Here is a 24622-nt window from a genome sequence, read left to right on the forward strand (position 1 = left end):
CGCCCCCCCCCCCCCCCCCCCCCCCCCCCCCCCCCCCGGCCCCGCCCCCTGGGCGCCGCCCCGCTGTGCGCCGGCGGCCGGTTCGGCGGCGGGCTCCGGGGCGGGCGGCGGCGGGAGCTCCGCGGTGTAACCGGTGCGTTCGACGGTGGCGATCAGGTCGTCGACGGTGACGCCGTCGGTGAAGTCCACCCGGGCCTTCTCCGTGGCGAAGTTGACGGTGGCCTCGACGCCGTCCATCCGGTTGAGCTTCTTCTCGATCCGGGCGGCACAGGAGGCACAGGTCATTCCGCCGATCGACAGCTCGACGCGCTGCCGGGCGGTGTCCCCGGTGGCGTGCATGGTCGTGCTCATCTCATCTCCTCGGACGAGCGTACCGGGGGCGCGGGCTCGGGCCGCGCCCCCCGCGGCGGTCTCAGGCGGTGCGGCCGACGAGTTCGTAGCCGGCCTCGTCCACGGCGGCGCGGACCTGCTCGTCGTCGAGCGGGGCGGCGGAGGAGACGGTGACGGTGCCGGCCTTGGCGTCGGCGGCGACCTCGGTGACACCGGCGATGCCGGACACCTCGGCGGTCACCGACTTCTCGCAGTGGCCGCAGCTCATGCCGGCGACGGTGTAGGTGACGGTGCTGGACATCGGTGCCTCCGGGCGGTGTCGGGGCGCGGCCTTCTGCCGTGCGCCTGCCTCTGCCAACACCATACCCCCAGGGGGTATTCCGGGACCGGCGGGTCGGCTGTGGCGTGGATCTCGGAACGTACACCGCCGCGACCGGCGGTGGCCGTGCGGGCGCGCTCCGCACAGCCGCCGTGCGCGCGGCTGTCACCCCGTCGGCGGGGGGCCGCGGACGGCGCGATGCGGCCTCGTGTCCGATATGTTCGGTATGTGTTCCGGAGCAGCCGAGTCCAGCGCGCCGCCGCGCACGACGCCACCGGGCTGGCCCCGGCCCGCCGCAAGTCCGCCCTGCTGGCCACCGACCTCCAGGACCTCTCCTTCCGCCGCCGCGCCACCCCGGCGCTGCTCGCCGTCCTGGTCATCTCGGTGGTCGACTTCCTCACCGGCCAGGACCGCTACCTCGCCCCGCTGATGGTCGTCGTCCCGTCCATCTCCGCGCTGCTGCTCACCCCCGTCGAACTCCTGCTGGTCTGCGGCGTCGGCTTCCTCTCGCTGCTCTGGCTCAGCAACTACGACCAGGTCGCCAACTTCCACGACGGCCGCTTCCTGATCGGCGCCATGGTCAGCTACGCCGCACTCACCGCGATCAGCGCGTACATCGCCGAACTGCGCATGCGCCGGGCCGCCGCCTTCGCCGCCGTCAGCTCCGTCGCCGAGGCCGCCCAGCGCGCCCTGCTGCGCCGCCCCGGACCCAAGGTCGGACCGCTGCGCCTCGCCGTGCGCTACGTCTCGGCCGCGGACGAGGCCAGGATCGGCGGCGACCTCTACTCCGCCCTGGACACCCCGCACGGCACCCGGCTGCTGGTCGGCGACGTCCGCGGCAAGGGCCTGGGCGCGGTGCAGACCGCCGCGGTGGTGCTCGGCGCCTTCCGCGAGGCCGCCTACGACGAGGAGAAGCTCAACCGGGTCGCGGCCCGGATCGAGGCCAGCGTCGAACGGCACGTGCCCGACGGGGAGTTCACCACCGCCCTGTTCGCCGAGTTCGGCGCGCCCGGGACGGTCGAGCTGCTGCACTTCGGCCACGTCCCGCCGATCCGGGTCGCCGCGGACGGCACCGTCGCCGTGCTGGAGGCCGCCGACCCGTGGGTGCCGCTCGGCCTCGGCCCGCTCGTCACCGGCGAACCCACCACCGTCCGGCAGCCCTTCGGGCCCGAGGACGTGCTGGTGCTCTGCACCGACGGCGTGGTCGAGGCCCGCCACCACCGCACCGGCGAGTTCTACCCGCTGGCCGAGCGGGTCGGACCACTGGTCCGCGGCACCGCCCGCTCCGCCGCCGAACTGGAGTCCGCGGTCGGCCGGGTCTACGCCGACCTGCTGGTGCACACCGGCGGCGCACTCGGCGACGACGCCCTGCTGATGCTGGTCAGCCGCCCCGGCGACCACCCGCAGCACCCGCAGCACCCGCACCACGGGCGCTAGGGAGCGTCTTCAAGGCGTACGGGGTGCACCTCCAGAGGCGCGTGGGGGTGCACCCCCGTCGAAGACACGCCCCGTGGCGGGCTCCGTCACGGCTCCCGGCAGGCCTCGGCCAGTGCGGTGAACAGCAGGGCCGTCGACGCCGCCCCCGGGTCGAGGTGGCCCGCGCTGCGCGGCCCCAGGTACGAGGCACGGCCCTTGCGCGCCACCAGCGGCACCGTCGCCCGCGCCCCCTGCTCCGCCGCGGCGGCGGCCGCCCCCGAAGCCGCCGCCAGCCCCTGCCCCGCCGTCTCCGCGAACGCCGCGGCGGCCGGCGCCCACGCATCGACCATCGTCTTGTCGCCGGGCCGTGCCCCGCCGAGCGCCTGCACCGCGCCGAGCGCCTCGTCCAGTGCCGCCGCGAGCTCGCCCGGCCCGGCCGTCGCCCCCGGCAGCGCGCGGCCCGCCGCGCGCAGCGCACTGCCGTAGAGCGGTCCCGAGGCGCCGCCGACGGTCGAGATCAGGGTGCGGCCGGCCGCGGCCAGCAGCGAGCCGGGGGAGCGGTCGGTACCCGCGGTGTTCCCGCCCTCCCCGGCGTCCAGGCCGGCGAGGACGGCGGTGAAACCGCGGCGCAGGTTGCTCCCGTGGTCGCCGTCGCCGATCGCGGTGTCCAGGGCGGTGAGTTCGGCCTCCTGCGCGGTGACGGCGGCGGCCGCGGCGCGCAGCCACGCCTCGGTGCGGGCGCTGTCCAGCTCCATGCGGGGCTCCTACCGGTCTGCCGGGCGGGGGTCGGGTCAGGACCAGGTCAGGGCGGGGGTCGCGACCGGCGCGTCCCAGAGCCGCAGCAGTTCGGCGTCGGCCCGGGTGAGGGTCAGCGAGAAGCCGGCCATGTCGAGGCTGGTGACGTAGTTGCCGACCAGGCTGCGGGCGATCCGCACCTCGGCGTCGGCGAGCCGGGCCGCGACCTCGCCGAAGACCACGTACAGCTCCAGCAGCGGCGTCGCGCCCATGCCGTTGACCAGGGCGATCACCTCGTCGCCCGGCGCGAGCCCGTGGTCGGCCAGCACGGTGTCGACCACCTCGGCGGCCAGCTCCCGGGCCGGTCGCAGCGGCTCGCGCCGGCGTCCCGGCTCGCCGTGGATGCCCACGCCGGCCTCGATCTCGTCCTCGGGCAGGTCGAAGCCGGGCCGGCCCACGGCCGGCACGGTGGCCGCGGTCAGCGCGACCGCGTACGAGCGGGAGGCGGCGTTCACCCGGCGGCCGAGCGCGGCGACCTCGGCGAGCGGTGCGCCGAGTTCGGCGAGCGCCCCGGCGGCCTTCTCCACCACGAGGGTCGCGCCGGTGCCGCGGCGGCCCGCGGTGAAGGTGGAGTCCTGCACGGCCACGTCGTCGTCGACCAGGACGGTCGCCACCTCGATGTCCTCCTCGGCGGCGAGCTCGGCGGCCAGCGCGAAGTTCATCACGTCGCCGGTGTAGTTCTTCACCACGAACAGCACCCCGCCGCCGGTGTCGACGGCCCGTGCGGCGGCCAGCATCTGGTCGGGGACGGGCGAGGTGAAGACCTCGCCCGGGCACGCGGCGTCCAGCATGCCCGGGCCGACGAAGCCGACGTGCAGCGGCTCGTGGCCCGAGCCGCCGCCGGAGACCAGGGCCGCCTTGCCGGGCGCGCCCGGACGGGCCCGGCGCACCACCCGGGCCGCGGTGTCCACGGCCAGCTCGGGGTGGGCGGCGGCGAGCCCCGCGAGGGCGTCCGCCACGACCGTCTCCGGACTGTTGATCAGCTTCTTCACGCGGCACTCCCTCGGGCCCGGCTCTCCGCGCCCGACGTTACGCCCGGCACCCCCGGTCACCGGGCGCTGCGACACGCCGGAACGCCCCGGAGCGGCCCCGCCCCGGGGCCCGGCACCGGGCTAGGGTGCGGGCATGACCGCACCGGTGGGCGTCGTCCTGGTCTCGCACAGCCCCGCGCTCGCCGCCGGGCTGGCCGAACTGCTGGCCGAGCTCGGCGCCGGTGAGGTGCGGGTGGCGGGCGCCGCGGGCAGCGCCGACGGCGGGCTCGGCACCAGCGACGAGAAGATCGCCCGGGCGATCGACGAGGCCGACGGAGGCGGCGGGGTCGCCGTCCTCGCCGACCTGGGCAGCGCGGTGCTGACCGCCCGGCTGGTGCTCGCGGAGCGTCCCGGCGCGGTGCTGGTGGACGCGCCGTTCGTCGAGGGCGCCGTCGCCGCGGCGGTGACCGCCTCCACCGGCGCCCCGCTGGACGAGGTGGTGGCCGCCGCCGAGGAGGCCCGCGGCCACCGCAAGCTCTGACCCGGCCGGGCCCTACTTGGCGTCGGCGTAGCAGTCGACCACGGTGGTGCTCATCGGGAAGCGGACGGGGGTGTCGCCGAAGACCAGCAGCCGGGCCTCCTCGGCCGCGCCGGCGACCTCCTCGGCGACCCGGTCGGCGAGGTCGGCCGGGGTGTGCACCACCACCTCGTCGTGCTGGAAGAACACCAGGTGCGGCCGGTCCGCGCCGGAGGAGAGCGCGGCCAGCCGGCGGCGCAGCGCGGCGAGCAGGGCGAGCGCCCAGTCCGCGGCGCTGGCCTGGATCACGAAGTTGCGGGTGAAGCGGCCACGGGCCCGCGCGGAGCGGCCGCCGGCCTCGCCCGCGGTCTCGGGCGCCTCGGTGAGGTCCAGCCAGTCCGCGGACGGCGGCGGGCAGGTGCGGCCGAGGCGGGACCGGACGACGCCGCCGTCCTCGCCCGTCCGGGCGGCGGCCTCCACGTAGCCCATCGCGGCGGGGTAGCGGCGGCGCAGGGTGGCCAGCAGCGGGCCGATGTCGCCGCTGGTCTGCCCGTACATCGCGCCGAGCAGGCCGAGCTTGGCCTTGGACCGGTCGCCGTGGAAGGCGGTCGCGGCGAGCGCCTCGTACAGGTCGCCCTGGGCGGCGGTGCGGGCGAGGCTGGCGTCCCCGGAGAGGGCGGCGAGGACGCGCGGTTCGAGCTGGGCGGCGTCGGCGACGACCAGGGACCAGCCGGGGTCGGCGACCACGGCGCGGCGCAGGATCCGCGGGATCTGCAGGGCGCCGCCGCCGCGGGTCGCCCAGCGGCCGGAGACCACCCCGCCGACCACGTACTCGGGGCGGAACCGGCCGTTGCGGGCCCAGGCCGCCTGCCAGGCCCAGCCGTGCGCGGCGTGCAGTCGGGACAGCTCCTTGTAGCGGATCATCAGCTCGGCGGCCGGGTGGTCGACCCGGCGCAGCTCCCAGCTGCGGGTCGAGCCGAGCTGGATGCCCCGGTCGGCGAAGGCGCGCAGCACCTGGCCGTGCGAATCGGGGTTGAAGGGGCGGCCGCCGAGGGACCGCTGCAGCTCCGCGGCGAGTTCGGCCAGCCGGCGCGGCGGGGCGCCGGGGACCTGCGGGCGCGGGCCGAGCAGTTCGGTCAGCAGCCGGTCGTGCAGGTCGCTGCGCCAGGGCAGGCCGTCGCGGGCCATCTCGGCGGCGAGCAGGCCGCCGGCCGACTCGGCGGCGGCCAGCAGCCGGAAGCGGTGGCGTTCGGCGGGGTCGGCGATCGCGGCGGTGCGGCGCAGCTGCTCGGCGTGGACGGCGACGACGGCCTCCAGCGCGTCGGTGCCGGGCGGCAGCTGCAGTCGGTCGGGGGCGAAGAGGCCGTCCTGGTCGTCCTCGGCGGCGCTCTCCGGCAGGTCGGCGGGGACGGGCAGCCCGCGCAGCCGGGCCCAGGCGGCGCCGAGCGAACGGGGCTCGCCGAAGCGGCCCTCCTGGCCGAGCAGCAGCGGCTCGGTGAGCCGCAGGTCGTGGCTGCGGGCGAGCCGGACGGGCAGCAGCGGCGCGTACGCGCCGTCGGTGGCGGCGAACACCCAGCGCGGCCGGTCGGCCACCTCGCGCTCCGCGACGGCGGCGGCGAGCGCGGGGACGTGCTCCGGCGGGCCGAGCGGGGTGCCGTCCTCGGTGAGCGGCTGCAGCCGGCCGCCGGGGCCGTGCTGGTCGGGGACCAGGGCGTACCGGGGGGCCATCGGCGGGCCTCCTTCCTCGCTCGTACTCGTCGTACCGGTGTGCGACCGGGCCGGGGAGGCCCTGGGTCCTCTTTCGGATCCTGCCGGACGAGCGCGCGGCGGTGGGCGCCCGGCTGGGCGTGCCGGCGGATCGTCCTCGTACCGGACCGTACTCGGGCGGTTCGCCGGTGCGTTCAGGTCGGGGCACCTCCCGGCCCCCTCGGGGCCGGGGGAGACGCCCGGTGTCGTGCGCCCGGCAGGATCCGGAAGAGAGGACCCGGTGCCGACCGTAGCGCGCGGCACCGACAAGGACCGACCGGCGCGGCGCTGCGGGGGTCGGGCGCCGGGCCCGCGGCGAGGTTCCGCCAGCGGTCGGAAGCCGCCTCCGGAGGCCGTAGGCAGCGGTGGTGACAGCGCATAGGGTCGGCGAAATGAGCGACAACCCCTTCTTCGCGACCAGCACCCTGGTCCACGAGCTGCCGCCCTTCGCCGAGATCCGCGAGGAGCACTACCTGCCGGCCTTCGACCAGGGCATGGCGCTGCAGCTCGACGAGATCGCCGGGATCGTGGCCGACCCGGAGCCGCCGACCTTCGACAACACGGTGGTGGCGCTGGAGCGTTCGGGTGCGATGCTGAAGCGGGTCGCCGCGGCCTTCGAGAACCAGGGGGACTCCGACACCAGCCCGGGGCTGCAGGAGCTGGACGCCGAGATCAGCCCGCGGCTGGCCAGGCACCGGGACGCCGTCCACCTCGACGCCGGGCTGTTCGCCCGGATCGACGCGCTGTACCGCCGCCGCTCCGAGCTCGGCCTCGACCCGGAGTCGCTGCGGCTGCTGGAGCGCCGGCACACCGCGTTCGTCCGGGCCGGTGCCGAGCTGCCCGCCGCCGACCAGCAGCGGCTGCGCGAGATCAACGCCGAACTGGCCGCCGCCGCCACCGCCTTCCGCCGCAACCTGATGGACGACACCCGGGCCAGGGCGATCGTGCTGGACGGGCCCGAGCAGCTCGCCGGGCTGTCCGCGGACGCGGTCGCCGCGGCCGCCGAGAACGGCCGGGCGCTCGGCCGGGACGGCTCGTACGTGCTCAGCCTGAAGAACTTCTCCAACCAGACCGAGCTCGCCCAGCTCACCGACCGCTCGCTGCGCGCCCTCCTGCTGGCGGCCTCGCTCGGCCGGGCGGCGGAGGCGAACGGGCCGCTGGCGATCCGGACGGCCGGGCTGCGCGCCGAGCGCGCCGCCCTGCTCGGCCACCCCAGCCACGCCGCGTACGTGGTGGCCGACGAGACCGCGGGCAGCGTCGCCGCCGTGGACGCGATGCTCGCCCGGCTGGCCGGCCCGGCGGTGGCCAACGCCGAGCGGGAGGCCGCCGAACTGCTCGCCGCCGCCCGCGCGGACGGCCTCACCTCGATCGCGGCGCACGACTGGGCGTACTACGCGGAGCGGGTGCGGCAGTCCGCGTACCAGGTGGACGCTGCGGAGCTGCGCCCGTACCTGGAGCTCGAACGGGTTCTGCACGACGGCGTGTTCTTCGCGGCGCAGCTGGTCTACGGGGTGGTGCTGCAGGAGCGGCCGGAGCTGGTGGCGTACCACCCGGACGCCCGGGTCTTCGAGGTGTTCGACGGGGACGGCGGCTCGCTCGGCCTGTTCGTCGGCGACTTCTTCGCCCGCGACTCCAAGCGCGGCGGCGCCTGGATGAACGAACTGGTCCAGCAGTCCCACCTGTTGGGCAAGCGCCCGGTGGTGGTGAACAACCTGAACATCGCCAAGCCGGCGCCCGGCGAGCCGGCGCTGCTCACCTGGGACGAGGTGCGCACGCTCTTCCATGAGTTCGGGCACGCGCTGCACGGGCTGTTCTCCGACGTCCGCTACCCGCTGTTCGCCGGCACCGAGGTGCCGCGGGACTTCGTGGAGTTCCCCTCGCAGGTCAACGAGATGTGGATGGTCCGGCCGGAGGTGCTGGCCAACTACGCCCGCCACCACGCCACCGGGGAGCCGCTGCCGGCGGAGCTGGTGGAGCGGATGGCGGCGGCGGAGTCCTTCGGGCAGGGCTTCCGCACCGTCGAGTACCTGGGCGCGGCCGTGATCGACTGGGCCTGGCACACCCTGCCGGCCGGCACCGAGGTCGCGGACGCCGAGGAGTTCGAGGCGCAGGCGCTCGCCCGGGCCGGGCTCGCGGTGGCCGCGGTGCCGCCGCGCTACCGGACGGCGTACTTCAGCCACGTGTTCGCGGGTGAGTACAGCGCCGGGTACTACGCGTACATCTGGTCGGAGGTGCTGGACGCGGACACCGTCGAGTGGTTCGCCTCCAACGGCCTCGGTGCGCGGGAGAGCGGCGAGGTGTTCCGCCGCGAGCTGCTGGCCCGTGGCGGCAGCCGGCCCGCGCTGGACTGCTTCCGCGCGGTGGTCGGCCGCGACCCGGAGATCGGCCCGCTGCTGGCCCGCCGCGGCCTGGCCTGAGGCCGCCGCCGGGCCCGGGGCGGCCGGTCGGGCGTCCGGCGGTCAGGGTGTCAGCAGCACGGTGACCGGGGTGCCGGGCCGGGCGGCGGGGTACTCCAGCCGCACGGACCCGGCCCGGTCGCCCTGCGGCCGGCGGACCTCCACGCGGGCGCCGGGGGCCTGCACCCGGAAGCCCTGCGGGAAGGCGCCGGCGGGCACGACGACCGTGGTCGCCGCGCCGCGCCGCCCGGTGGTGAGGGCGAGGCGGTAGCGGCCGTCCTCGAAGGCCTCGGTGCCGGGCCGGCCGGCGAGGGCGGCGGCGTACGGGCCGAAGGCGGGGCCGTCGCCGGGGGCGGGGCGGCCGTCCGGACCGAGGGCGCAGTACCCGCCGTCGCCGCGGCACCAGTACCACATCGTCCAGCCGGCGGCGAAGCCCGTCATGGCGGCGACCTGGCGTTCCACCAGGCGTGCGTTGCCGGGGGTGCGGGCGCTCGGCGGGCCCCACTCGCCGACCAGGACGGGCAACCGGCCGGCCCGCGGGTAGCCGGTGACCGCCTCGGTGTAGCGCTCGACGAAGCCGCCGGCCGGGTCCCAGTCGTGGCCGGCCTCCACGGCGGTGTCGTAGAAGTGCGGGGCGTAGCCGATCCGGGCCGCGCCGGGGCGGGGGTCGGCGAACTGCGGCAGCCGGGTCGGCACGCCCTGGCCGACCAGCACGGTCGGCTCGACGAACAGCCAGGCGCGGTCGTCGACCCGGCGCACCGCGGCGATCAGCCGCCGGTACATGCCGGCGAGCCGGCCCTGCTCCAGTTCGGCCGCGGCGGCGGCCAGCACGGCGGGGTCGGTCGGGTCGCCGTCGACCGGCCCGAACGGCTCGTTGAACAGGTCGTAGCCCAGCAGGGCCGGGTGGCCGCGCAGTTCGCGGGCGACGGTGGTGTACAGCGCGGCCTGGGCGCGGCGCAGGTCGGCGTCGTCGTAGAGGTGGCGGAAGGCGGCCTGCACGGCGGGCTGGAAGTAGCCGGCGAACCAGTCGTCCGGGTCGGGTTCGAAGGGCAGTCCGTCGTCCCGGGTCGCCCAGAGCGGGACGCCGCGGTCGCCGCCGCCGAAGGCGGGCCCGTACACGTCCTGGTGGAAGTCGACCACGGCCAGCAGCCCGTGCCGGGCCGCGGCGTCCAGCAGCCGGTGGACGCGGGCGAGTTCGGCCCGGTCGTAGCGCCCGGGGGCGGGTTCGAGGCGGGTCCAGGAGACGGCGATCCGGACGAGGGTGAAGCCCCGGGCGGCGATGTCGGCCAGGTCGGCGGCGTCGGCCTCGGCGTACTTGTCGAGGTTGAAGCCGCGCAGCTGCAGAACGCGGCCGTCCCGGTCGGTGAAGAGCGTCCGCCCGTCGGGCGTGGTGGTGGTGCCGGCCGGTGTCCGGGGGGCGCCCGGGGCGGGTCCGGCGGCCGCGGGCGGGGCGGCGCCGAGCAGGACGGCGGCGGTCAGGAGCAGTGCCGCAGCGGTACGGAGGACGCGCACGGGCCACCTCGCACGGGGAGTGGGTGTGAGCGCGATGATGCGCCGTCAGCTCCCGCCGCCGCAAGAGGTGAGCAGGGCTCAGGTTTCCTCGGGGGCAGCCGGTTCGGCGGCGTCCTCGGGGCCGGGTGCGGGGGGCGCCACCACCGGCGGCAGGGCGGCGGCCGCGGCGAGCCGGCCCCAGAGCAGGTCGGCCAGCGCCTGCACCATCCGCGGCCGCGGGCAGGGCCGCTGGTCCAGCCACCAGTCCCCGGCCGCCAGCACCATCCCGGTGATCGCCCGGCCCCAGGCTTCGGAGAGCAGCGGGGTGTCGGCGCCCAGGTCGACCTGGGTCTGCACGGCCCGGGTGATCTCCTCGGCGATCTGCTTCAGGGCCGGCGCCAGCGCGTTGCCCGCGCCGGTGGGGTCGCCCGGCTCGGGGTGGGTGAGCAGCCGGTACACCTGCGGGCGGGACTCGATCGCCGCCAGGTAGGTGTCGATGACGTGCTCGACCTGGTCGCGCCGCTCCAGCGGCTCGCTCAGCGCCGCGCGGACGGTCTCCAGCAGGCCCGCGGTGTGGCGCTCCGTCAGGGCGGCGATCAGGCCGTTCCGGTCGCCGAAGTGCCGGTAGAGGATCGGCTTGGTGATGCCCGCCTCGGCCGCGATGGCGTTCATGCTGGCGCCCGGTCCCTCGCGCTGGACGACCCGGTCGGCGGCGTTGAGCAGTTGCTCGCGACGGGGTTCGCCGGCCGGTGCTGCGGCGGGGGTCGACACGGTGCTGCGTCCTCCTCGGTCGGGCGTTGACATCGCTACCAATGAGTAGCAGACTCCCCTCGATGTTACCCGAGGTAACACCCTGTTGCGGCGCCGCCGCCGCCCCTCCTTCCCCCCTGTGCACGCTGCTGCGGAGGCCTTCCCGATGAGCACCTTCTCCCTGGACCCCGGACCGGACCAGACCGCCGTCCGCGACTGGCTGCACGGCTTCGCCGCCGACGTGATCCGGCCGGCGGCCGCCGAGTGGGACGAGCGCGAGGAGACCCCCTGGCCGATCATCCAGGAGGCCGCCAAGGTCGGCATCTACTCCCTGGACTTCTACGCCCAGCAGTACTTCGACCCCTCCGGCGTCGGCATCCCGATCGCCATGGAGGAGCTCTTCTGGGGCGACGCCGGCATCGGCCTGGCCATCGTCGGCACCACCCTCGCCGCCGTCGCCGTGCTCGCCAACGGCACCGACGAGCAGATCGGCACCTGGGCCCCGCAGATGTTCGGCACCCCCGACGACGTCAAGGTCGCCGCGTTCTGCTCCTCCGAGCCCGACGCCGGCTCCGACGTCTCCGCCCTGCGCACCCGCGCCGTCTACGACGAGGCCAAGGACGAGTGGGTGCTGAACGGCACCAAGACCTGGGCCACCAACGGCGGCATCGCCGACGTCCACGTCGTCGTCGCCACCGTCGACCCGGCCCTCGGCGCCCGCGGCCAGGCCTCCTTCGTCGTCCCGCCCGGCACCCCCGGCCTCTCCCAGGGCCAGAAGTTCAAGAAGCACGGCATCCGCGCCTCGCACACCGCCGAGGTCGTCATCGACGGCGTCCGGGTGCCCGGCCACTGCCTGCTCGGCGGCAAGGAGAAGCTCGACGAGCGGCTCGCCCGGGCCCGCGAGCGCGCCGCCGGCGGCACCGGCCCCGCCAAGGGCAAGAACGCCGCGATGGCCACCTTCGAGGCGTCCCGCCCCGCGGTCGGCGCGCAGGCCGTCGGCATCGCCCGGGCCGCCTACGAGGTCGCGCTCGACTACGCCAAGACCCGGGTGCAGTTCGGCCGCCCGATCATCGACAATCAGGGCGTCGCCTTCCAGCTCGCCGACATGAAGACCCGGATCGACGCCGCCCGGCTGCTGGTCTGGCGGGCCTCCTGGATGGCCGCCACCAACCAGCCCTTCCACAACGCCGAGGGCTCGATGTCCAAGCTCTACGCCGGCGAGACCGCGAAGTGGGTCACCTCGCAGGCCATGCAGATCCTGGGCGGCAACGGCTTCACCCGCGAGTACCCCGTCGAGCGGATGCACCGCGACAGCGCGATCTACACCATCTTCGAGGGCACCAGCGAGATCCAGCGCCTGGTCATCTCCCGCGCCATCTCGGGGATGCCGATCCGCTGACCCGGACGGCGGCGCCGGGCCCCGGCCTCAGAACCGGGGCTCGCGCCGCTCCAGGAAGGCGGCCAGCCCCTCCCGGACGTCCGGCGCCTCACGGGACTTGCGCTCCCACGGCGCCACCGCCGCGGCCGCCTCCTGCGCCGGCACCGACAGCGCCGCCTTCACGGCGCCGATCGTCTGCGGCGAGCGCTTCGCCAGCAGGCCGGCGAACTCCCGCGCCCGAACGTCCAGTTCGGTGGCCGGCAGCACCTCGTCCACCAGGCCGAACCGCTCCGCCCGCTCCGCGGTCACCAACTCGCCGGAGAACAGCAGGTACTTGGCCCGCGCCGGCCCCACCAGCGAGGCGAGCCGCACCGTCGGCACCGACGGGTACACCACGCCCAGCTTCGCCGGGGTGATGCCGAACCGCGCGTCGTGCGCCGCGAACCGCAGGTCGCAGGCGACCGCCAACTGGCAGCCCCCGCCCACACAGGCGCCGTGCACCACCGCGAGCGTCGGGTGCGGGAAGGCGGCCAGCGCCTCCTCCGCCGCCACGTTGTCCGCGTGGTACGCGTCCGCGCGGGCCGGATCGCCGTACACCTCGGACAGTTCGCCGATGTCCGCGCCCGCGCAGAACGTCCGCGCCGCACCCGTCACCAGCAGCGCCCGCACGCCCGGCTGCGCCGCGATCAGCCCCAACACCCCCGGCAGGCCCCGCCACATCGCCAGCGTCATCGCGTTGCGCCGCTCCGGCCGGTCCAGCACCAGCGTGGCCACCGGGCCGTCGAGTTCCGCACGCAGCCCGGCGACGCCGGTGTCGAGCACGTGGACCATCACTGCCTCCGGGGACGGGTCGGGACGCCCCTCACCCTTCCACAGCGGCGTCCTCGCGGACCACGGCGGTCACTGTGATCTCCACCAACTGGCCGGTGTAGCCGAGGCAGGCCACGCCGAGCAGCGTCGACGTGTGCGGGCCGTCGGCCAGGCCGGAGGCGTTCACCACGTCCCACACCTCGGAGAGCGGCCCGGGCTCCGGCGAGACCACGTAGACCGTGCTGGCCACCACGTCGGCGAGGGTGCTGCCGGCGTGCCGCAGCGCCTCCTCCAGGTTGGCCAGCACCTGGCGGGCCTGCGCCGGGCCGTCACCGGGGCCGACCAGCTTCCCGTCCGCGTCCAGCGGAACCCCGCCGGCCAGGAACACCAGGCGGGTGCCGGGCTCCACCACCGCCGTGTGCGCGTAGCCGGGCGGCGGGAAGAGGCTCGGGACGATGCTGCGCTGGACCATGCGAAAGCTCCTCGGGCTCGGCGGACTCGGCGCCGGCATCGGCCGACCCCCGATCGTCCGTCGGCGGAGCAGTCGCTGTCATCCGGTTTTCGGCCGGGCCCGGCCGGGCGGGTCCGCGGGCCGGGTCACCCGGGCTGCGCGCCCTCGCCGGCCCGCCACTCGCGGGCCAGCACCGACCACACCTCGTAGTCCTGCCGCACCCCGTTGTGCAGCACGTGCTCGCGCATCGTGCCGTCGTGGTGCATGCCCATCCGCTGCGCCACCGCCCGGCTGCGCGCATTGCCGCTGCTGTTCCACCACTCGACCTTGTGCAGCCCGCGCTCGACCAGCGCGTAGTCGATCAGCCGGCGGACGGCGGCACTGATCAGCCCCCGGCCCTCACCGTCCTTTTCCGTCCACGCACCGATTTCGCAGACCCCGGTGGCGGCGTCGAAGTGCACGAACATCACGCCGCCGACCAGCGTGCCGCCGAGCCGGATTCCGAAGATCCGGCCGGTGTCCGCGGCCTGCCGATCGGCATATCCCTGCAGCGTCGCCCGGGCCGATTCGAGATCGGTGGATCGGGTGGCCCACGGTATCCAGGGGTCGGTGTTGCCCCGGGCGCGCTCCATGTGCTCGAAGAATTCCACGGCCTGCCACGGCTCCAGCGGGGTCAGCTCGGCATCATCGGCGAGCGGTACGGCGTACACGGCGGTCGTCCCTCCGGTCGGCGGCGACCGGCGGCGGATCGCGCCACCGGTACGTAACAAACGTTTGGTAGGTACCATAGCGCGCATGACGCCAGCCCGTGGGGACCACGACGCCCGCCGCCGAGACGTCTCCGAGGCGGTCTGGCGGGTGCTCGCCGACCGCGGCTTCGGCGGGCTCACCCTGCGCGCCGTGGCCGCCGAGATGGGTGCCAGCACCGGGCTGCTCACCCACTACTTCCCCAACAAGCGCGCCCTGGTGGCCCATGCGCTGGAGGTGCTGGACCGGCGGACGGCGGCCCGGCCGCGCCCCGCGGCGGAGAGCACCGCCCCCGCCGGCGGCCTGCCCATGCTGCGCGCCGTCCTGCTGGACGTGCTGCCGCTGGACGCCGCGGGCGCCGCCGACAACCGGATCTGGGTCGGCTCCTGGGGCGCCGCGCTGGCGGACGACGGGCTGGCCGGCGAGCACGCCGGGCGCTACCGGAGGTCCCGCGAGCGGATGGCCGAACTCGCCGCCGAGGCCCAGCGGCTGGGCGAACTGCCTCCGGGGCGGGCGCCGGAGGACGTCGCGGCCGCCGCGCAGTCCTTCGTCCTGGGGCTGGTGGTGCAGGCACTGTTCGCCCCGGAGGAGTTCCCGGCGGAGCGCCAGATCGCGCTGCTGGACGGGTACCTCGCGGGCGTGGCCGCGGGCTGACCGCCCGCGCGGGCGCTGCCGCGCTCCGCGCCTCGTGCCCGACCGGGGCCGGTGTGGCTGGCGCCCCCAGCAGGATTCGAACCTGCGACCTACCGCTTAGAAGGCGGGTGCTCTATCCGCTGAGCTATGGGGGCATGAGTGGCGCGGCCCGGAGGCTGCCGACCTGGGCGGCGGCGGCCTGCGGGCGTCCGGGCGGTGCCCGCGCGGGGCTCCCGGGTACGGCGGGGTGGGGTGGGGCCTCGGCCCGTCCGGCACGGGACGCCCGGGACAGGATAAGGGTGACCGCATCCTCCACCGGGCCTTCCGGCACCGCGTCGGGTGTGTCGGCCTCGGCGGAGCGGTCCGATAATCGCAGGTGGCGGCCGGACGTGCAGCGGTCTGAGGGGATCTGGACCCGGACGTTGTGCAGTCGTTACGGGGCTGCCTCCTCACCTGTTATGGATTCGGCGTGTGAATCGTCCGGCGGTCCGCGCGGTGGGGGTCGGATTTGGGTTACTTCGGTTGGATGACCTGGCCGGAAGCGGACGGCGGCCACCCGTTAGGGGCCCGGTGGGCGGCGTGGACCGGGCGCGGTGTTGTCATGACCTCGCGGGATGGGTCGTTCCCGGAACCTGGAATTCCTGTTCATATTCACTCGGCCGAGTGGCCCCGGTTTTCCACAGCCGAGGGTTTTCCACAGGTTTCCGCGAGGTCGCCCGGAAATTCCGCCGGTGCGACAGCATCCGGGTGCGAGCGATTCGGCTCGGACATTTTCCGCCCGGAGGGGAGTTCCCGTGAATGAGACCCTGGTGACGATCGTCGGCAATGTCGCGTCGACGGTCACGTACGCGCAGACGCCGGCCGGCGTGCCGGTGGCCAACTTCCGGATGGCCACCACCGAGCGCCGCTTCGACCGCGGCACCGGCGACTGGGTCGACGGTGAGACGAGCTGGGTGACGGTGGTGGCCTGGCGATGGCTCGCGACCAATCTGGTGAGCTCGGTGAACAAGGGCGATCCGGTGGTCGTCAGCGGCCGGCTGCGGGTCCGGGAGTGGGGCGAGGAGGACCGCCGCCGGACGTCGGTGGAGATCGACGCCCGGTCGGTGGGCCACGACCTGTCCCGCGGCACCTCCGCCTTCCGGTGGGCCGTCCGCGGACGGTCCGACCGGGAGAAGGGCGGTTCGGATGCGTTCGGCCCGTCCGGCGGCCGACGGGCGGGTGATCCCGCGCCGGTCGGCGAGGCGGTGCCGGAGTGGATCGTCGCCGCGGTGGAGGCCCGGCGGGCGGCCGAGCAACGGGCTACTGCGGGATCGCCTGCGGCAGTTGGCCCGGTGTCACCGCCGGTGCTCGCGGGTGCCGCGGGCGGCCCGGGCGCCGGGACGGGCTGACGGTCCGCGATCCCGTCCGCCGCGGCCGGGCCGAGGGATCGACAGGGTCGCCGCAAGGATGGTCCGATGACGATCCGTGGGATCTGGTGAAGCGTCAACCAAAACGGTTGTCCGACGGCTTGATAACGGAACGGCAACGGAACTGTCCTGGTTCAGCACAACTGTGGGAAGTGTCTCAACCCTCAATATGATGCGTCGGGTCCACACATGTGCAGCGGTGTCACAGGGGGCACCGCTTTGCAGGGCGGGCTGCCATCGGCAGAGCCCGGCCCGGAGGGATCACTCATGTTCCACAGCCAGAAGCGGGCTGTCTCCCGCATAGGTACTGTCATGCTCGCGACCGGCATCGCCGTGGCGAGCGGCCTGTCCTTCGCCGGCGCGGCGTCGGCCGACAGCGGCGCGGGCATCACCGCGACGATCCAGCCGACCATGGTCAGCGGGGCCGTCGACACCGGTGGCGGCCACGTGATCCAGGGCGGTCTTTTCACGCTGAAGACGGATGACGGCAAGCTCATCCAGACGTACTGCATCGACATCGACCACGGCGTCAAGATCAAGGACGCGGTCAAGTACCAGGAGTCGAACTGGGCCTCGAGCTCGCTCGGCGCCCCGGGCAAGGAGGAGGCCGCGGGCAAGATCCGCTGGATCCTCGAGCACTCCTACCCGAAGCTCTCCCTCGACGCGGTGAAGGCCGCCGTCGGCATCAAGGGCCAGTTCACCAAGGAGGACGCGGCGGCCGGCACCCAGGCCGCGATCTGGCGCTTCTCCGACAACAAGACCGGGGCCACCCCGGTCGACGCCGAGGCCAAGCAGCTCACCGAGTACCTGGCGGGCAGCAAGAACACCGGCCTGAAGGAGGAGCCGGCGCCCTCGCTGGACCTCGACCCGGCGTCCGTGAACGGCAAGTCGGGCAGCAAGCTCGGCCCGTTCACCCTCAACAGCAGCGCCTCGACGGTCAAGCTGGCGCTCTCCGGCGACACCTCCGGCGGCAAGGTCAAGCTGGTCGACAAGGACGGCAAGGCCGTCTCCGACCTCAAGGGCCCGATCGCCAAGGACACCAAGCTGTTCCTGGACGTCCCCGCGGGCACCGCGGCCGGCTCGGCCACCGTCAAGGCCTCCGCCACCACCTCCGTGCCCACCGGCCGCGTGTTCCTGAGCGTCGGCTACACCCCGGAGAAGCACAGCCAGACCATGATCCTGGCCGGCTCCGAGGTGCTGAGCGTCGCCAAGACCGCCAAGGCCGCCTGGACGCAGGCCAAGGGCCCGCTGCTGGAGGCCACCTCCAAGGTCGACTGCACCAAGAACGGCGTCCAGGTCACCGTCACCAACAACGGTGACGAGCAGGCCACCGTGACGATCACCCCGGGCAAGTCCGTCACCGTCGGTGCCGGCAAGACCGAGACCGTGCTCGTCCCGGTCGCCGAGGACGCCACCTACGACATCAAGGTGAGCGGCCCGAACCTCAACGAGGAGTTCAAGGGCATCCTCGACTGCAAGACCACCAGCACCACCGGCGGTACCACCGGCGGCACCACGGGTGGCACCACCACCGGCGGTACGACCGGCGGCAGCACCGGCTCGACCACCGGCGGCAGCCTGGCCAGCACCGGTGGCGGCAGCCACACCGGCATGATCGCCGGCATCGCGGGCCTGCTCGTCGCCGCCGGCGGTGGCGCGGTGTTCGCCCTGCGTCGCCGCGGCCGCCACGGTCGCTCCGCGGCCTGAACCCTCCCGGGTGCGGGCCGTCCCCACGGCAGCGGCACCCGCGGTACGACCCCGGGGTGAGACCCGGGTCGTGACACCGGGCCCGGCCCCGTCCTCCGACACCGGAGGGCGGGGCCGTCGCCTTTCCCGCCCGGGGCCCTCCCCGAGGTCCTGGGGGACGACCCGGCCGCGGCCCGCGCTCCGGGGCCCGGCCGTGTGACCGGCGGGAGTTCGGGCGGTGCCGTGCGGTGCGGCACAATGGAAGGCTGCAAGCCGAATACACCCGACGACGCCGGAGCGATCTCACGTGGCGGAATACATCTACACCATGCGCAAGGTGCGCAAGGCACACGGCGACAAGGTCATCCTTGACGACGTGACGCTCTCGTTCCTCCCCGGAGCGAAGATCGGCGTCGTCGGTCCCAACGGCGCCGGTAAGTCCACGGTGCTGAAGATGATGGCCGGGCTGGAGCAGCCGTCCAACGGCGACGCCTTCCTCTCGCCGGGCTACACCGTCGGCATGCTCCTCCAGGAGCCCCCGCTCGACGAGTCCAAGACGGTCCTGGAGAACGTCCAGGACGGCGTCAAGGAGGTCAAGGGCAAGCTCGACCGGTTCAACGAGATCGCCGAGCTGATGGCGACCGACTACTCGGACGCGCTGCTCGAGGAGATGGGCCGCCTCCAGGAGGACCTGGACCACGCCAACGCCTGGGACCTCGACGCCCAGCTGGAGCAGGCCATGGACGCCCTGGGCTGCCCGCCCGGCGACTGGCCGGTCACCAAGCTCTCCGGTGGTGAGAAGCGCCGCGTCGCGCTCTGCAAGCTGCTGCTGGAGGCCCCCGACCTGCTGCTCCTCGACGAGCCCACCAACCACCTCGACGCCGAGTCGGTGAACTGGCTGGAGCAGCACCTGGCCAAGTACGCCGGCACCGTCGTCGCGGTCACCCACGACCGGTACTTCCTCGACAACGTCGCCCAGTGGATCCTGGAGCTCGACCGGGGCCGCGCGTTCCCGTACGAGGGCAACTACTCCACCTACCTGGAGACCAAGCAGACCCGTCTCAAGGTCGAGGGCCAGAAGGACGCCAAGCGCGCCAAGCGGCTCAAGGAAGAGCTGGAGTGGGTCCGCTCCAACGCCAAGGGCCGCCAGGCCAAGTCGAAGGCCCGCCTCGCCCGCTACGAGGAGATGGCCGCCGAGGCCGACAAGATGCGGAAGCTGGACTTCGAGGAGATCCAGATCCCGCCGGGCCCGCGTCTGGGCAGCGTCGTCGTCGAGGTGGACAACCTCTCCAAGGGCTTCGGCGAGAAGCTCCTGATCGACGACCTGAGCTTCACCCTGCCGCGCAACGGCATCGTCGGCGTGATCGGCCCGAACGGTGCCGGCAAGACCACGCTCTTCAAGATGCTGCAGGGCCTGGAGACCCCGGACGACGGCAAGGTCAAGGTCGGCGAGACCGTCAAGATCAGCTACGTCGACCAGAACCGCGCCAACATCGACCCGAAGAAGACCCTGTGGGAGGTCGTCTCCGACGGCCTCGACTGGATCAACGTCGGTCAGGTCGAGATGCCGTCCCGCGCCTACGTCTCGGCGTTCGGCTTCAAGGGCCCGGACCAGCAGAAGCCGGCCGGCGTGCTCTCCGGCGGTGAGCGCAACCGCCTCAACCTGGCGCTCACCCTCAAGCAGGGCGGCAACCTGCTGCTCCTCGACGAGCCCACCAACGACCTGGACGTCGAGACGCTCTCCTCACTGGAGAACGCGCTGCTCGACTTCCCGGGCTGCGCCGTGGTCATCTCCCACGACCGCTGGTTCCTGGACCGGGTCGCCACCCACATCCTCGCCTACGAGGGCGACAGCAAGTGGTTCTGGTTCGAGGGCAACTTCGAGTCCTACGAGAAGAACAAGATCGAGCGGCTCGGCCCGGACGCCGCCCGTCCGCACCGCGCCACCTACAAGAAGCTGACCCGCGGCTGACCGTCCCCGCGACGACAGCCGCCGGCAACGCCGGTGCAACAAGGGCCGGGCAGGCTGCCCCTCGGGGCGGCCGGCCCGGCCACCCGCCCGCGGTCCGGCCGCGGGCGACCCGGAGTCTGAGGAGATCCTTCGTGGCACGCCACATCTACGCCTGCCCCCTGCGGTGGTCCGACATGGACGCCTTCGGGCACGTCAACAACGTGGTCTTCCTGCGCTACCTGGAGGAGGCCCGGATCGACTTCATGTTCACCCAGGCCGCCGAGGCCGGCGCGGGGGAGTTCGCGGGCGGCTCGGTGGTGGCGCGCCACGAGATCGAGTACAAGAAGCCGCTGGTGCACCGCCCCGCCCCGGTGACGATCGAGACCTGGGTCACCAAGATCGGCGGCGCCTCGCTCACCGTGTCCTACGAGATCAAGGACACCGCGGCGGACGGCACCGAGACGGTCTACGTCAAGGCGTCCACCGTCGTCGTCCCCTACGACCTGGCCGAGGGCCGGCCGCGCCGGATCAGCCCCGTCGAGCGGGAGTTCCTCTCCCGCTTCATGGACGCCGTGCCGGCCGCCGTGGCCGTGGCCTGAGCCGGGCGGTACCAGCGACGTGAGCAGCATCCCCGTGACAGGTCGGCCCGTCGGACTCCTCCTCGCCGAGAGCGGCGGGGCGGCGGACCTCGCCGCGTTCCTGCGCCGGCTGCTGCGCTTCGACCGCGCCGCCGCCGTCCGCCTGCAGGCCGTGCCCGGCCCGGAGTCCGGCGGTGTCCTGGCGGTGTTCGGCCGGCTCCCGCTCGGCACCGCCGGGGCGATCGCCGTCCGCACCGCGCGCCTGGCCGGTCCGACGGACGGGGCGGACACCACCGTCTCCGCCGGGCAGCTGCTGGAGGCCGTGGACGCGGAGGCCGGCAGCGTCGTGGTGCCGCCGGCGGTCACCGGCCCGGCGTGGGCCGGTCTGCTGCCGCCCCGCACCGGCTGGCGGCTGATCGCCGAGCCGCAGGCCTTCGAGGTGCTGCCCGAGGTGTCCGCCGCGGTCGGCGAGTTCCGCCGCCGCAGCGAGGAGGTCCCGGAGCACCACCGTTCGCGGCAGGTGCTGGACGCGCTGGCCGACGAGATCTGGTCGCGCCCGCTGGGTGCGGTGCCGGAGCTTCCGCTGCGTGCCGCGCACGCGGCCTACGTGATCGGCTTCCTGCGGCCCGCGGTGCCACTGACGGTGCACCGTGCGGGCTGCTGGCTGCGGTTGAGCGCGCCGGCCGGTTCGGTCGCCGTCCGCAGCGCGGCCGCGCCGGGCGCGGGCCTGGGCCTGAGCCCGTTGCGCTGAGGCGGCGCGGCCGGCCCCGCTCAGCCCGCGGTGTTGATCATCGAGGCGGCGGCGTAGGTCAGGTAGTCCCAGAGCTGGCGCTCGGCGTCCTCGGGCAGGTCCAGCTCGTCGAGGGCGGTGCGCATGTGCCGCAGCCAGGCGTCGTGGGCGGCGCGGTCCACCTTGAACGGGGCGTGGCGCATCCGCAGCCTCGGGTGGCCGCGCTCCTCGCTGTACGTCCGGGGCCCGCCCCAGTACTGCATGAGGAAGAGGGCGAAGCGCTCCTCGGCCGGGCCGAGGTCCTCCTCGGGGTACATCGGCCGCAGCAGCTCGTCCGTGGCGACGCCCTGGTAGAAGCGGTGCACCAGCCGGCGGAAGGTGGCCTCGCCGCCGACCGCGTCGAAGAAGGTCTCCTCGGAAAGCGTGCTCTGCGGGATCTCGTTCACCCGACCATGGTCGCAGACGGCCGCGGGGGCCGTACACCGGTCTTCCGGCCTACGACCCCCGCCGCCCCGGGCACGGCCCGGGGCGTTGCGTCACTCACCGACTACACGTCGTCCCAGTTGAAGAAGCGCCAGGCGATCAGGCAGAGCACGGCCGAGAAGGCCAGCAGTCCGCCCATCGCCGGCAGCGCGTCCATGACGCCGCCGCCGCGGCTGAGCACCGACTGCGAGGCGGTGACCAGGTAGCGCAGCGGGAAGACCTTGGAGACGGTCTGCAGCCAGCCCGGGCTGCCGTCGAGCGGGATGAACGCGCCGCCGAGGAAGGACATCGGCAGGATGATCAGCTGGTTGATGCCGTTCGCCGCCTCCTCGGTCTTGGCGAGTCCGCCGGTGAGCAGGCCGATCGACATGAAGGCGATGGTGGCGCAGAGCACCAGCGGGACGATCAGCCACCAGTTGCCGCTGAGCTTCAGCCCGAAGAACGGCGTGGTGGCGATCGTCAGGAAGATCGCCGTCTGGGCGAGGGCGATCACGCAGTTCACCGCGACCCGGGCGCCGATCACCGCCGGGATGGAGACCGGGGCGAGCCGCAGCCGGCGCAGCACCCGCTTGGTGCGCCAGTTGATCAGGGTGAAGGAGGCGCCGTAGACCGCGCCGGAGGCGATGGCCCAGCCGAGCAGGCCCGGGGTGAGGTACTGGATCGGCTTGAGCGACTGGTCCTCGACCTGGACGGAGGCGATGGTGAACGCCGGCGGCTTGCCGGACGCGGCCTGGTTGGCGGCCTTCACCAGGTTGTCCACGATCGCCTGGACGCTGCCGGCCTTGACCGGGTCGGCGGCGCTGTGGCGGACCACCACCTGGCCGTTCGGGCCCTGCTCGACGAGGGCGTCGATGTCTCCCTTGCGGACCTTCTCCAGGGCGGCGGCCTCGTCGTCGATCTTCGTGACGGTGAGGACCTTCTCCAGTTCCTTGCGGTCCTCGCCCTGCACGGAGTCGAGCACCTGGACGGCGCCGACCTGGGCGACCTTCACGTGCGGGGCGCCCGCGCTCTTGAAGAGCGTGCCGAACATCAGCAGGAAGATCAGCGGCATCAGCAGGGTGAAGAAGAGCGCGCCGCGGTCGCGGACGAAGCCCAGCAGCATGACCCGGGCGAGTCCGACGAAGGCGCTGGCGCGTTCCGGCGCCTCGGGGGCCGGGGCGGCCGGCTCGCGCTCGGTCGCGGTGGGGGCGGTCGCGGTCATGCCCGGTACTCCCGTCCGGTCAGGCGGAGGAAGACGTCCTCCAGGGTGGCGCCGCGGACCTCCAGGCCCCGCAGCGCGTTCTGCTCGGCGAGCACCGACAGCACCGGTGCCGGGACGCGGGTCGACACCGACAGCGAGACGCCGTCGTCCTCCAGGCCGGCCAGTTCGGCGCCGGCCGCGGTGAACAGCTCGCGGGCGGTGTCGGCGGCGAGCAGCCCGGACTCGACGCTGATCCGGACGGTGTCGTCGATCTCCCGGACGAGTGCGGCCGGTGCGCCGGTCTTGAGCACCTTGCCGTGGTCCATCACGGACACCCGGTCGCAGAGCACCTCGGCCTCGTCGAGGTAGTGGGTGGTGAGGACGACGGTGCGGCCCTCGGCGTTGATGTCGCGCAGCAGGTCCCAGAGGTTGCGGCGGGCCTGCGGGTCGAGACCGGTGGTGGGCTCGTCCAGGAAGACGAGCTCCGGGTCGTGGACGAGTGCGCAGGCGATGGACAGGCGCTGCGCCTGGCCGCCGGACATCTTCTCGGTCTGGACGGCGGCGGAGTCGGCCAGGCCGACCTTGTCCAGCATGGCGTCGGCCCGCTTCGGGCCCACGCCGTAGAAGGATGCGAAGGTGCGGATCGTCTCGCGGGCGGTCAGCCGGTTGAAGAAGGACGACGCCTGGAACTGCACGCCGATGCGCGGCAGCAGTGCGGTGTTGCGCGGCCAGGGCTTGAGCCCCAGCAGTTCGACGCGGCCCTCGTCGGGCTCGCGGATCCCCTCCAGGATCTCCAGAGTGGTGGTCTTACCGGCCCCGTTCGGTCCGAGAATCCCGTAGAACTCGCCCGCCTCGACGGTGAGTGACACACCGTCGACGGCCTGGACGTCCCCGTACCGCTTCCGTATTCCGTCGGCGGATATAGCTGCAGTCATGGTGCATGACATTAGGCGGTTCCGTGCCGGTGCGGTGGTGGTTACCAGGCAAAACCCCGGAAAAACCCGTCGGGCGCGGTGCAGCGTGATGGTCGTCCAGGCGCCGATGTGGATCCGGTCGCCGTCGTTCAGCGGGATCGCGGTGTGCGGCGGCACCGGGTCGGCGCCGCCGTTCATCGTGGTGCCGTTGGTCGAGTCCTGGTCCACCAGCACCCAGCTGCCGTCGGGCTGCTCGGCGAGCATGGCGTGCAGGTGCGAGGCGCCCGGGTCCTCCGGCGGCACCGACAGGTCGATCTCCGGCACGGTGCCGCGCTGCTGGCTGCGCCGGCCGATCCGCAGCTGGCCGCGGCCGGTCAGCGGGATGCGCCGCTCGGGGCAGTACGGCGGGAAGAACAGCCCCGACGCGTCCGGGCCGCTGCGCGCCATCATGTCGGCGAAGTAGTCCCGGTCGGCGCTGACCACCGCGATCCACTGGGTGCGGACGGGCGGGGGCGGCGGGGCGGCCGGACCGGCGCCGGGGTGGCCCTGCGGACCGTGCGGGCCCGGCTGGCCGTGCGGCGCCTGCTGGCCGGGCCCGGGCGGGGCCAGCCGGAAGGACGTCCCGAAGCCGTCGCTGCCCGGGCCGCCGGCGGGGTCGGCGTAGACCGGGCCCGTCCGCTCGTAGCCGTCGGGCTCGGCGAACGGCGCCGGGGCCGGCCGGTCGAAGCCCTGCTTCTCCAGGCTGGGCGGCTGGTAGCCGGACGGCGCGGGCGCCGGGGCACCCTGCGGCGGCGGGTAGCCGTACCCGCCGCGCGGCGCGGCCGGCGGGCGCGGCGGAGCCGCGGGCGGGGGCGGCGGGGGGGGGGGGGGGGGCGGCGGCCGCTGCGGCGCGGACAGGTCGTAGTCGTAGACGCACTCCTCCCAGGACCCGCCGGGCTGCGGGG

Annotated in this window: 22 protein-coding genes, 1 tRNA gene and 1 pseudogene; 10 read left to right on the plus strand and 14 right to left on the minus strand. The window is 74.3% G+C overall.

The annotated features are described in order from the left end of the window. Both ABD353_RS31075 and ABD353_RS31080 read right to left on the minus strand, forming a co-directional pair. Positions 1-351: pseudogene (locus ABD353_RS31075) on the minus strand (cation transporter); the annotation flags it as partial. 61 nt (positions 352-412) lie between these two features. After that, a complete protein-coding gene (locus ABD353_RS31080; protein WP_030266153.1) occupies positions 413-631 on the minus strand; it encodes a heavy-metal-associated domain-containing protein in 219 nt (72 codons plus the stop codon). Between the two features lie 246 nt (positions 632-877). Here ABD353_RS31080 and ABD353_RS31085 point away from each other — a divergent pair, with 246 nt between their 5' ends. After that, the gene (locus tag ABD353_RS31085) at positions 878-2086 is read left to right on the plus strand and encodes a PP2C family protein-serine/threonine phosphatase (protein ID WP_344627019.1); all 1209 of its coding nucleotides are present in this window, start codon (positions 878-880) and stop codon (positions 2084-2086) included. A gap of 86 nt (positions 2087-2172) precedes the next feature. Here the strand turns inward: ABD353_RS31085 and dhaL are convergent, their stop codons facing one another. Both dhaL and dhaK read right to left on the minus strand, forming a co-directional pair. Next, complete coding sequence (gene dhaL, locus ABD353_RS31090) at positions 2173-2820, minus strand: dihydroxyacetone kinase subunit DhaL (protein WP_344627020.1); 648 nt, start codon at positions 2818-2820, stop codon at positions 2173-2175. A gap of 36 nt (positions 2821-2856) precedes the next feature. Next, complete coding sequence (gene dhaK / locus ABD353_RS31095; RefSeq protein WP_344627021.1) at positions 2857-3852, minus strand: dihydroxyacetone kinase subunit DhaK; 996 nt, start codon at positions 3850-3852, stop codon at positions 2857-2859. 133 nt (positions 3853-3985) lie between these two features. Here dhaK and dhaM point away from each other — a divergent pair, with 133 nt between their 5' ends. Further along, the gene (gene dhaM / locus ABD353_RS31100) at positions 3986-4372 is read left to right on the plus strand and encodes a dihydroxyacetone kinase phosphoryl donor subunit DhaM (protein ID WP_344627022.1); all 387 of its coding nucleotides are present in this window, start codon (positions 3986-3988) and stop codon (positions 4370-4372) included. Positions 4373-4384: 12 nt separating this feature from the next. Here the strand turns inward: dhaM and ABD353_RS31105 are convergent, their stop codons facing one another. Beyond that, positions 4385-6076, minus strand: a complete 1692-nt coding sequence (locus ABD353_RS31105; protein ID WP_344627023.1) for a bifunctional 3'-5' exonuclease/DNA polymerase — start codon at positions 6074-6076, stop codon at positions 4385-4387. Between the two features lie 410 nt (positions 6077-6486). Between ABD353_RS31105 and ABD353_RS31110 the strand changes: the two genes are divergently transcribed. After that, positions 6487-8511 (plus strand): M3 family metallopeptidase, encoded by a 2025-nt coding sequence (locus tag ABD353_RS31110; protein WP_344627024.1) that lies wholly within the window; start codon positions 6487-6489, stop codon positions 8509-8511. Positions 8512-8553: 42 nt separating this feature from the next. Here the strand turns inward: ABD353_RS31110 and ABD353_RS31115 are convergent, their stop codons facing one another. Both ABD353_RS31115 and ABD353_RS31120 read right to left on the minus strand, forming a co-directional pair. Continuing rightward, positions 8554-10002: a glycoside hydrolase family 5 protein gene (locus tag ABD353_RS31115; protein ID WP_344627025.1), complete on the minus strand. Its 1449-nt coding sequence runs from the start codon at positions 10000-10002 to the stop codon at positions 8554-8556. Between the two features lie 78 nt (positions 10003-10080). After that, positions 10081-10785 carry a TetR family transcriptional regulator gene (locus ABD353_RS31120; RefSeq protein WP_425555293.1) on the minus strand — a complete coding sequence of 235 codons (705 nt, stop codon included), beginning with the start codon at positions 10783-10785 and terminating at the stop codon, positions 10081-10083. Between the two features lie 112 nt (positions 10786-10897). Here ABD353_RS31120 and ABD353_RS31125 point away from each other — a divergent pair, with 112 nt between their 5' ends. Beyond that, positions 10898-12130, plus strand: a complete 1233-nt coding sequence (locus tag ABD353_RS31125; protein WP_344627027.1) for an acyl-CoA dehydrogenase family protein — start codon at positions 10898-10900, stop codon at positions 12128-12130. A 27-nt stretch (positions 12131-12157) separates the two neighbouring features. On the opposite strand, the gene ABD353_RS31130 is transcribed toward ABD353_RS31125, so the two are convergent. From ABD353_RS31130 to ABD353_RS31140, 3 genes are all read right to left on the minus strand, one after another. Then, positions 12158-12940: an enoyl-CoA hydratase/isomerase family protein gene (locus tag ABD353_RS31130; protein WP_344627028.1), complete on the minus strand. Its 783-nt coding sequence runs from the start codon at positions 12938-12940 to the stop codon at positions 12158-12160. Between the two features lie 31 nt (positions 12941-12971). Continuing rightward, the gene (locus ABD353_RS31135; RefSeq protein WP_344627029.1) at positions 12972-13391 is read right to left on the minus strand and encodes a RidA family protein; all 420 of its coding nucleotides are present in this window, start codon (positions 13389-13391) and stop codon (positions 12972-12974) included. 125 nt (positions 13392-13516) lie between these two features. Further along, positions 13517-14080, minus strand: coding sequence for a GNAT family N-acetyltransferase (locus tag ABD353_RS31140; RefSeq protein WP_344627030.1), 564 nt, complete (start codon positions 14078-14080; stop codon positions 13517-13519). Between the two features lie 85 nt (positions 14081-14165). On the opposite strand from ABD353_RS31140, the gene ABD353_RS31145 reads away from it, so the two are divergent. Then, on the plus strand, positions 14166-14771 hold the full coding sequence (locus tag ABD353_RS31145; protein ID WP_344627031.1) for a TetR/AcrR family transcriptional regulator: 606 nt from the start codon (positions 14166-14168) through the stop codon (positions 14769-14771). Positions 14772-14829: 58 nt separating this feature from the next. Here the strand turns inward: ABD353_RS31145 and ABD353_RS31150 are convergent. Beyond that, positions 14830-14905, minus strand: a tRNA-Arg gene (locus tag ABD353_RS31150). Between the two features lie 639 nt (positions 14906-15544). Here ABD353_RS31150 and ABD353_RS31155 point away from each other — a divergent pair. The 5 genes from ABD353_RS31155 (at position 15545) to ABD353_RS31175 (ending at position 21122) form a co-directional block, all read left to right on the plus strand. Beyond that, positions 15545-16138, plus strand: coding sequence for a single-stranded DNA-binding protein (locus tag ABD353_RS31155; protein WP_344627032.1), 594 nt, complete (start codon positions 15545-15547; stop codon positions 16136-16138). A 330-nt stretch (positions 16139-16468) separates the two neighbouring features. Further along, on the plus strand, positions 16469-17863 hold the full coding sequence (locus ABD353_RS31160) for a Cys-Gln thioester bond-forming surface protein (RefSeq protein WP_344627033.1): 1395 nt from the start codon (positions 16469-16471) through the stop codon (positions 17861-17863). 286 nt (positions 17864-18149) lie between these two features. After that, positions 18150-19814 (plus strand): energy-dependent translational throttle protein EttA, encoded by a 1665-nt coding sequence (gene ettA / locus ABD353_RS31165; protein WP_030266199.1) that lies wholly within the window; start codon positions 18150-18152, stop codon positions 19812-19814. 131 nt (positions 19815-19945) lie between these two features. Continuing rightward, on the plus strand, positions 19946-20392 hold the full coding sequence (locus ABD353_RS31170) for an acyl-CoA thioesterase (RefSeq protein WP_344627034.1): 447 nt from the start codon (positions 19946-19948) through the stop codon (positions 20390-20392). A 34-nt stretch (positions 20393-20426) separates the two neighbouring features. After that, on the plus strand, positions 20427-21122 hold the full coding sequence (locus ABD353_RS31175) for a DUF8010 domain-containing protein (protein WP_344627035.1): 696 nt from the start codon (positions 20427-20429) through the stop codon (positions 21120-21122). Between the two features lie 20 nt (positions 21123-21142). Here ABD353_RS31175 and ABD353_RS31180 read toward each other — a convergent pair whose 3' ends face one another. The 3 genes from ABD353_RS31180 to ABD353_RS31190 form a co-directional block, all read right to left on the minus strand. Further along, positions 21143-21547, minus strand: a complete 405-nt coding sequence (locus tag ABD353_RS31180; RefSeq protein ID WP_344627036.1) for a globin — start codon at positions 21545-21547, stop codon at positions 21143-21145. Positions 21548-21648: 101 nt separating this feature from the next. Then, a complete protein-coding gene (locus tag ABD353_RS31185) occupies positions 21649-22785 on the minus strand; it encodes an ABC transporter permease (protein WP_344627037.1) in 1137 nt (378 codons plus the stop codon). Then, a partial coding sequence (locus ABD353_RS31190) for an ATP-binding cassette domain-containing protein (RefSeq protein WP_344627038.1) occupies positions 22782-24622 on the minus strand: 1841 nt, incomplete at its 5' end. The genes ABD353_RS31190 and ABD353_RS31185, both read right to left, overlap by 4 nt.

Source organism: Kitasatospora arboriphila, from assembly GCF_039528095.1.
Classification (GTDB): domain Bacteria; phylum Actinomycetota; class Actinomycetes; order Streptomycetales; family Streptomycetaceae; genus Kitasatospora; species Kitasatospora arboriphila.

Excerpts from the sequence above, each read along its gene's own strand:
- ABD353_RS31080 (WP_030266153.1), bottom strand. The coding sequence starts at position 631 with ATGTCCAGCACCGTCACCTACACCGTCGCCGGCATGAGCTGCGGCCAC.
- dhaL (WP_344627020.1), bottom strand. The coding sequence starts at position 2,820 with ATGGAGCTGGACAGCGCCCGCACCGAGGCGTGGCTGCGCGCCGCGGCC.
- dhaM (WP_344627022.1), top strand. The coding sequence starts at position 3,986 with ATGACCGCACCGGTGGGCGTCGTCCTGGTCTCGCACAGCCCCGCGCTC.
- ABD353_RS31105 (WP_344627023.1), bottom strand. The coding sequence starts at position 6,076 with ATGGCCCCCCGGTACGCCCTGGTCCCCGACCAGCACGGCCCCGGCGGC.
- ABD353_RS31110 (WP_344627024.1), top strand. The coding sequence starts at position 6,487 with ATGAGCGACAACCCCTTCTTCGCGACCAGCACCCTGGTCCACGAGCTG.
- ABD353_RS31120 (WP_425555293.1), bottom strand. The coding sequence starts at position 10,785 with ATGTCAACGCCCGACCGAGGAGGACGCAGCACCGTGTCGACCCCCGCC.
- ABD353_RS31125 (WP_344627027.1), top strand. The coding sequence starts at position 10,898 with ATGAGCACCTTCTCCCTGGACCCCGGACCGGACCAGACCGCCGTCCGC.
- ABD353_RS31130 (WP_344627028.1), bottom strand. The coding sequence starts at position 12,940 with ATGGTCCACGTGCTCGACACCGGCGTCGCCGGGCTGCGTGCGGAACTC.
- ABD353_RS31135 (WP_344627029.1), bottom strand. The coding sequence starts at position 13,391 with ATGGTCCAGCGCAGCATCGTCCCGAGCCTCTTCCCGCCGCCCGGCTAC.
- ABD353_RS31145 (WP_344627031.1), top strand. The coding sequence starts at position 14,166 with ATGACGCCAGCCCGTGGGGACCACGACGCCCGCCGCCGAGACGTCTCC.
- ABD353_RS31160 (WP_344627033.1), top strand. The coding sequence starts at position 16,469 with ATGCTCGCGACCGGCATCGCCGTGGCGAGCGGCCTGTCCTTCGCCGGC.
- ABD353_RS31185 (WP_344627037.1), bottom strand. The coding sequence starts at position 22,785 with ATGACCGCGACCGCCCCCACCGCGACCGAGCGCGAGCCGGCCGCCCCG.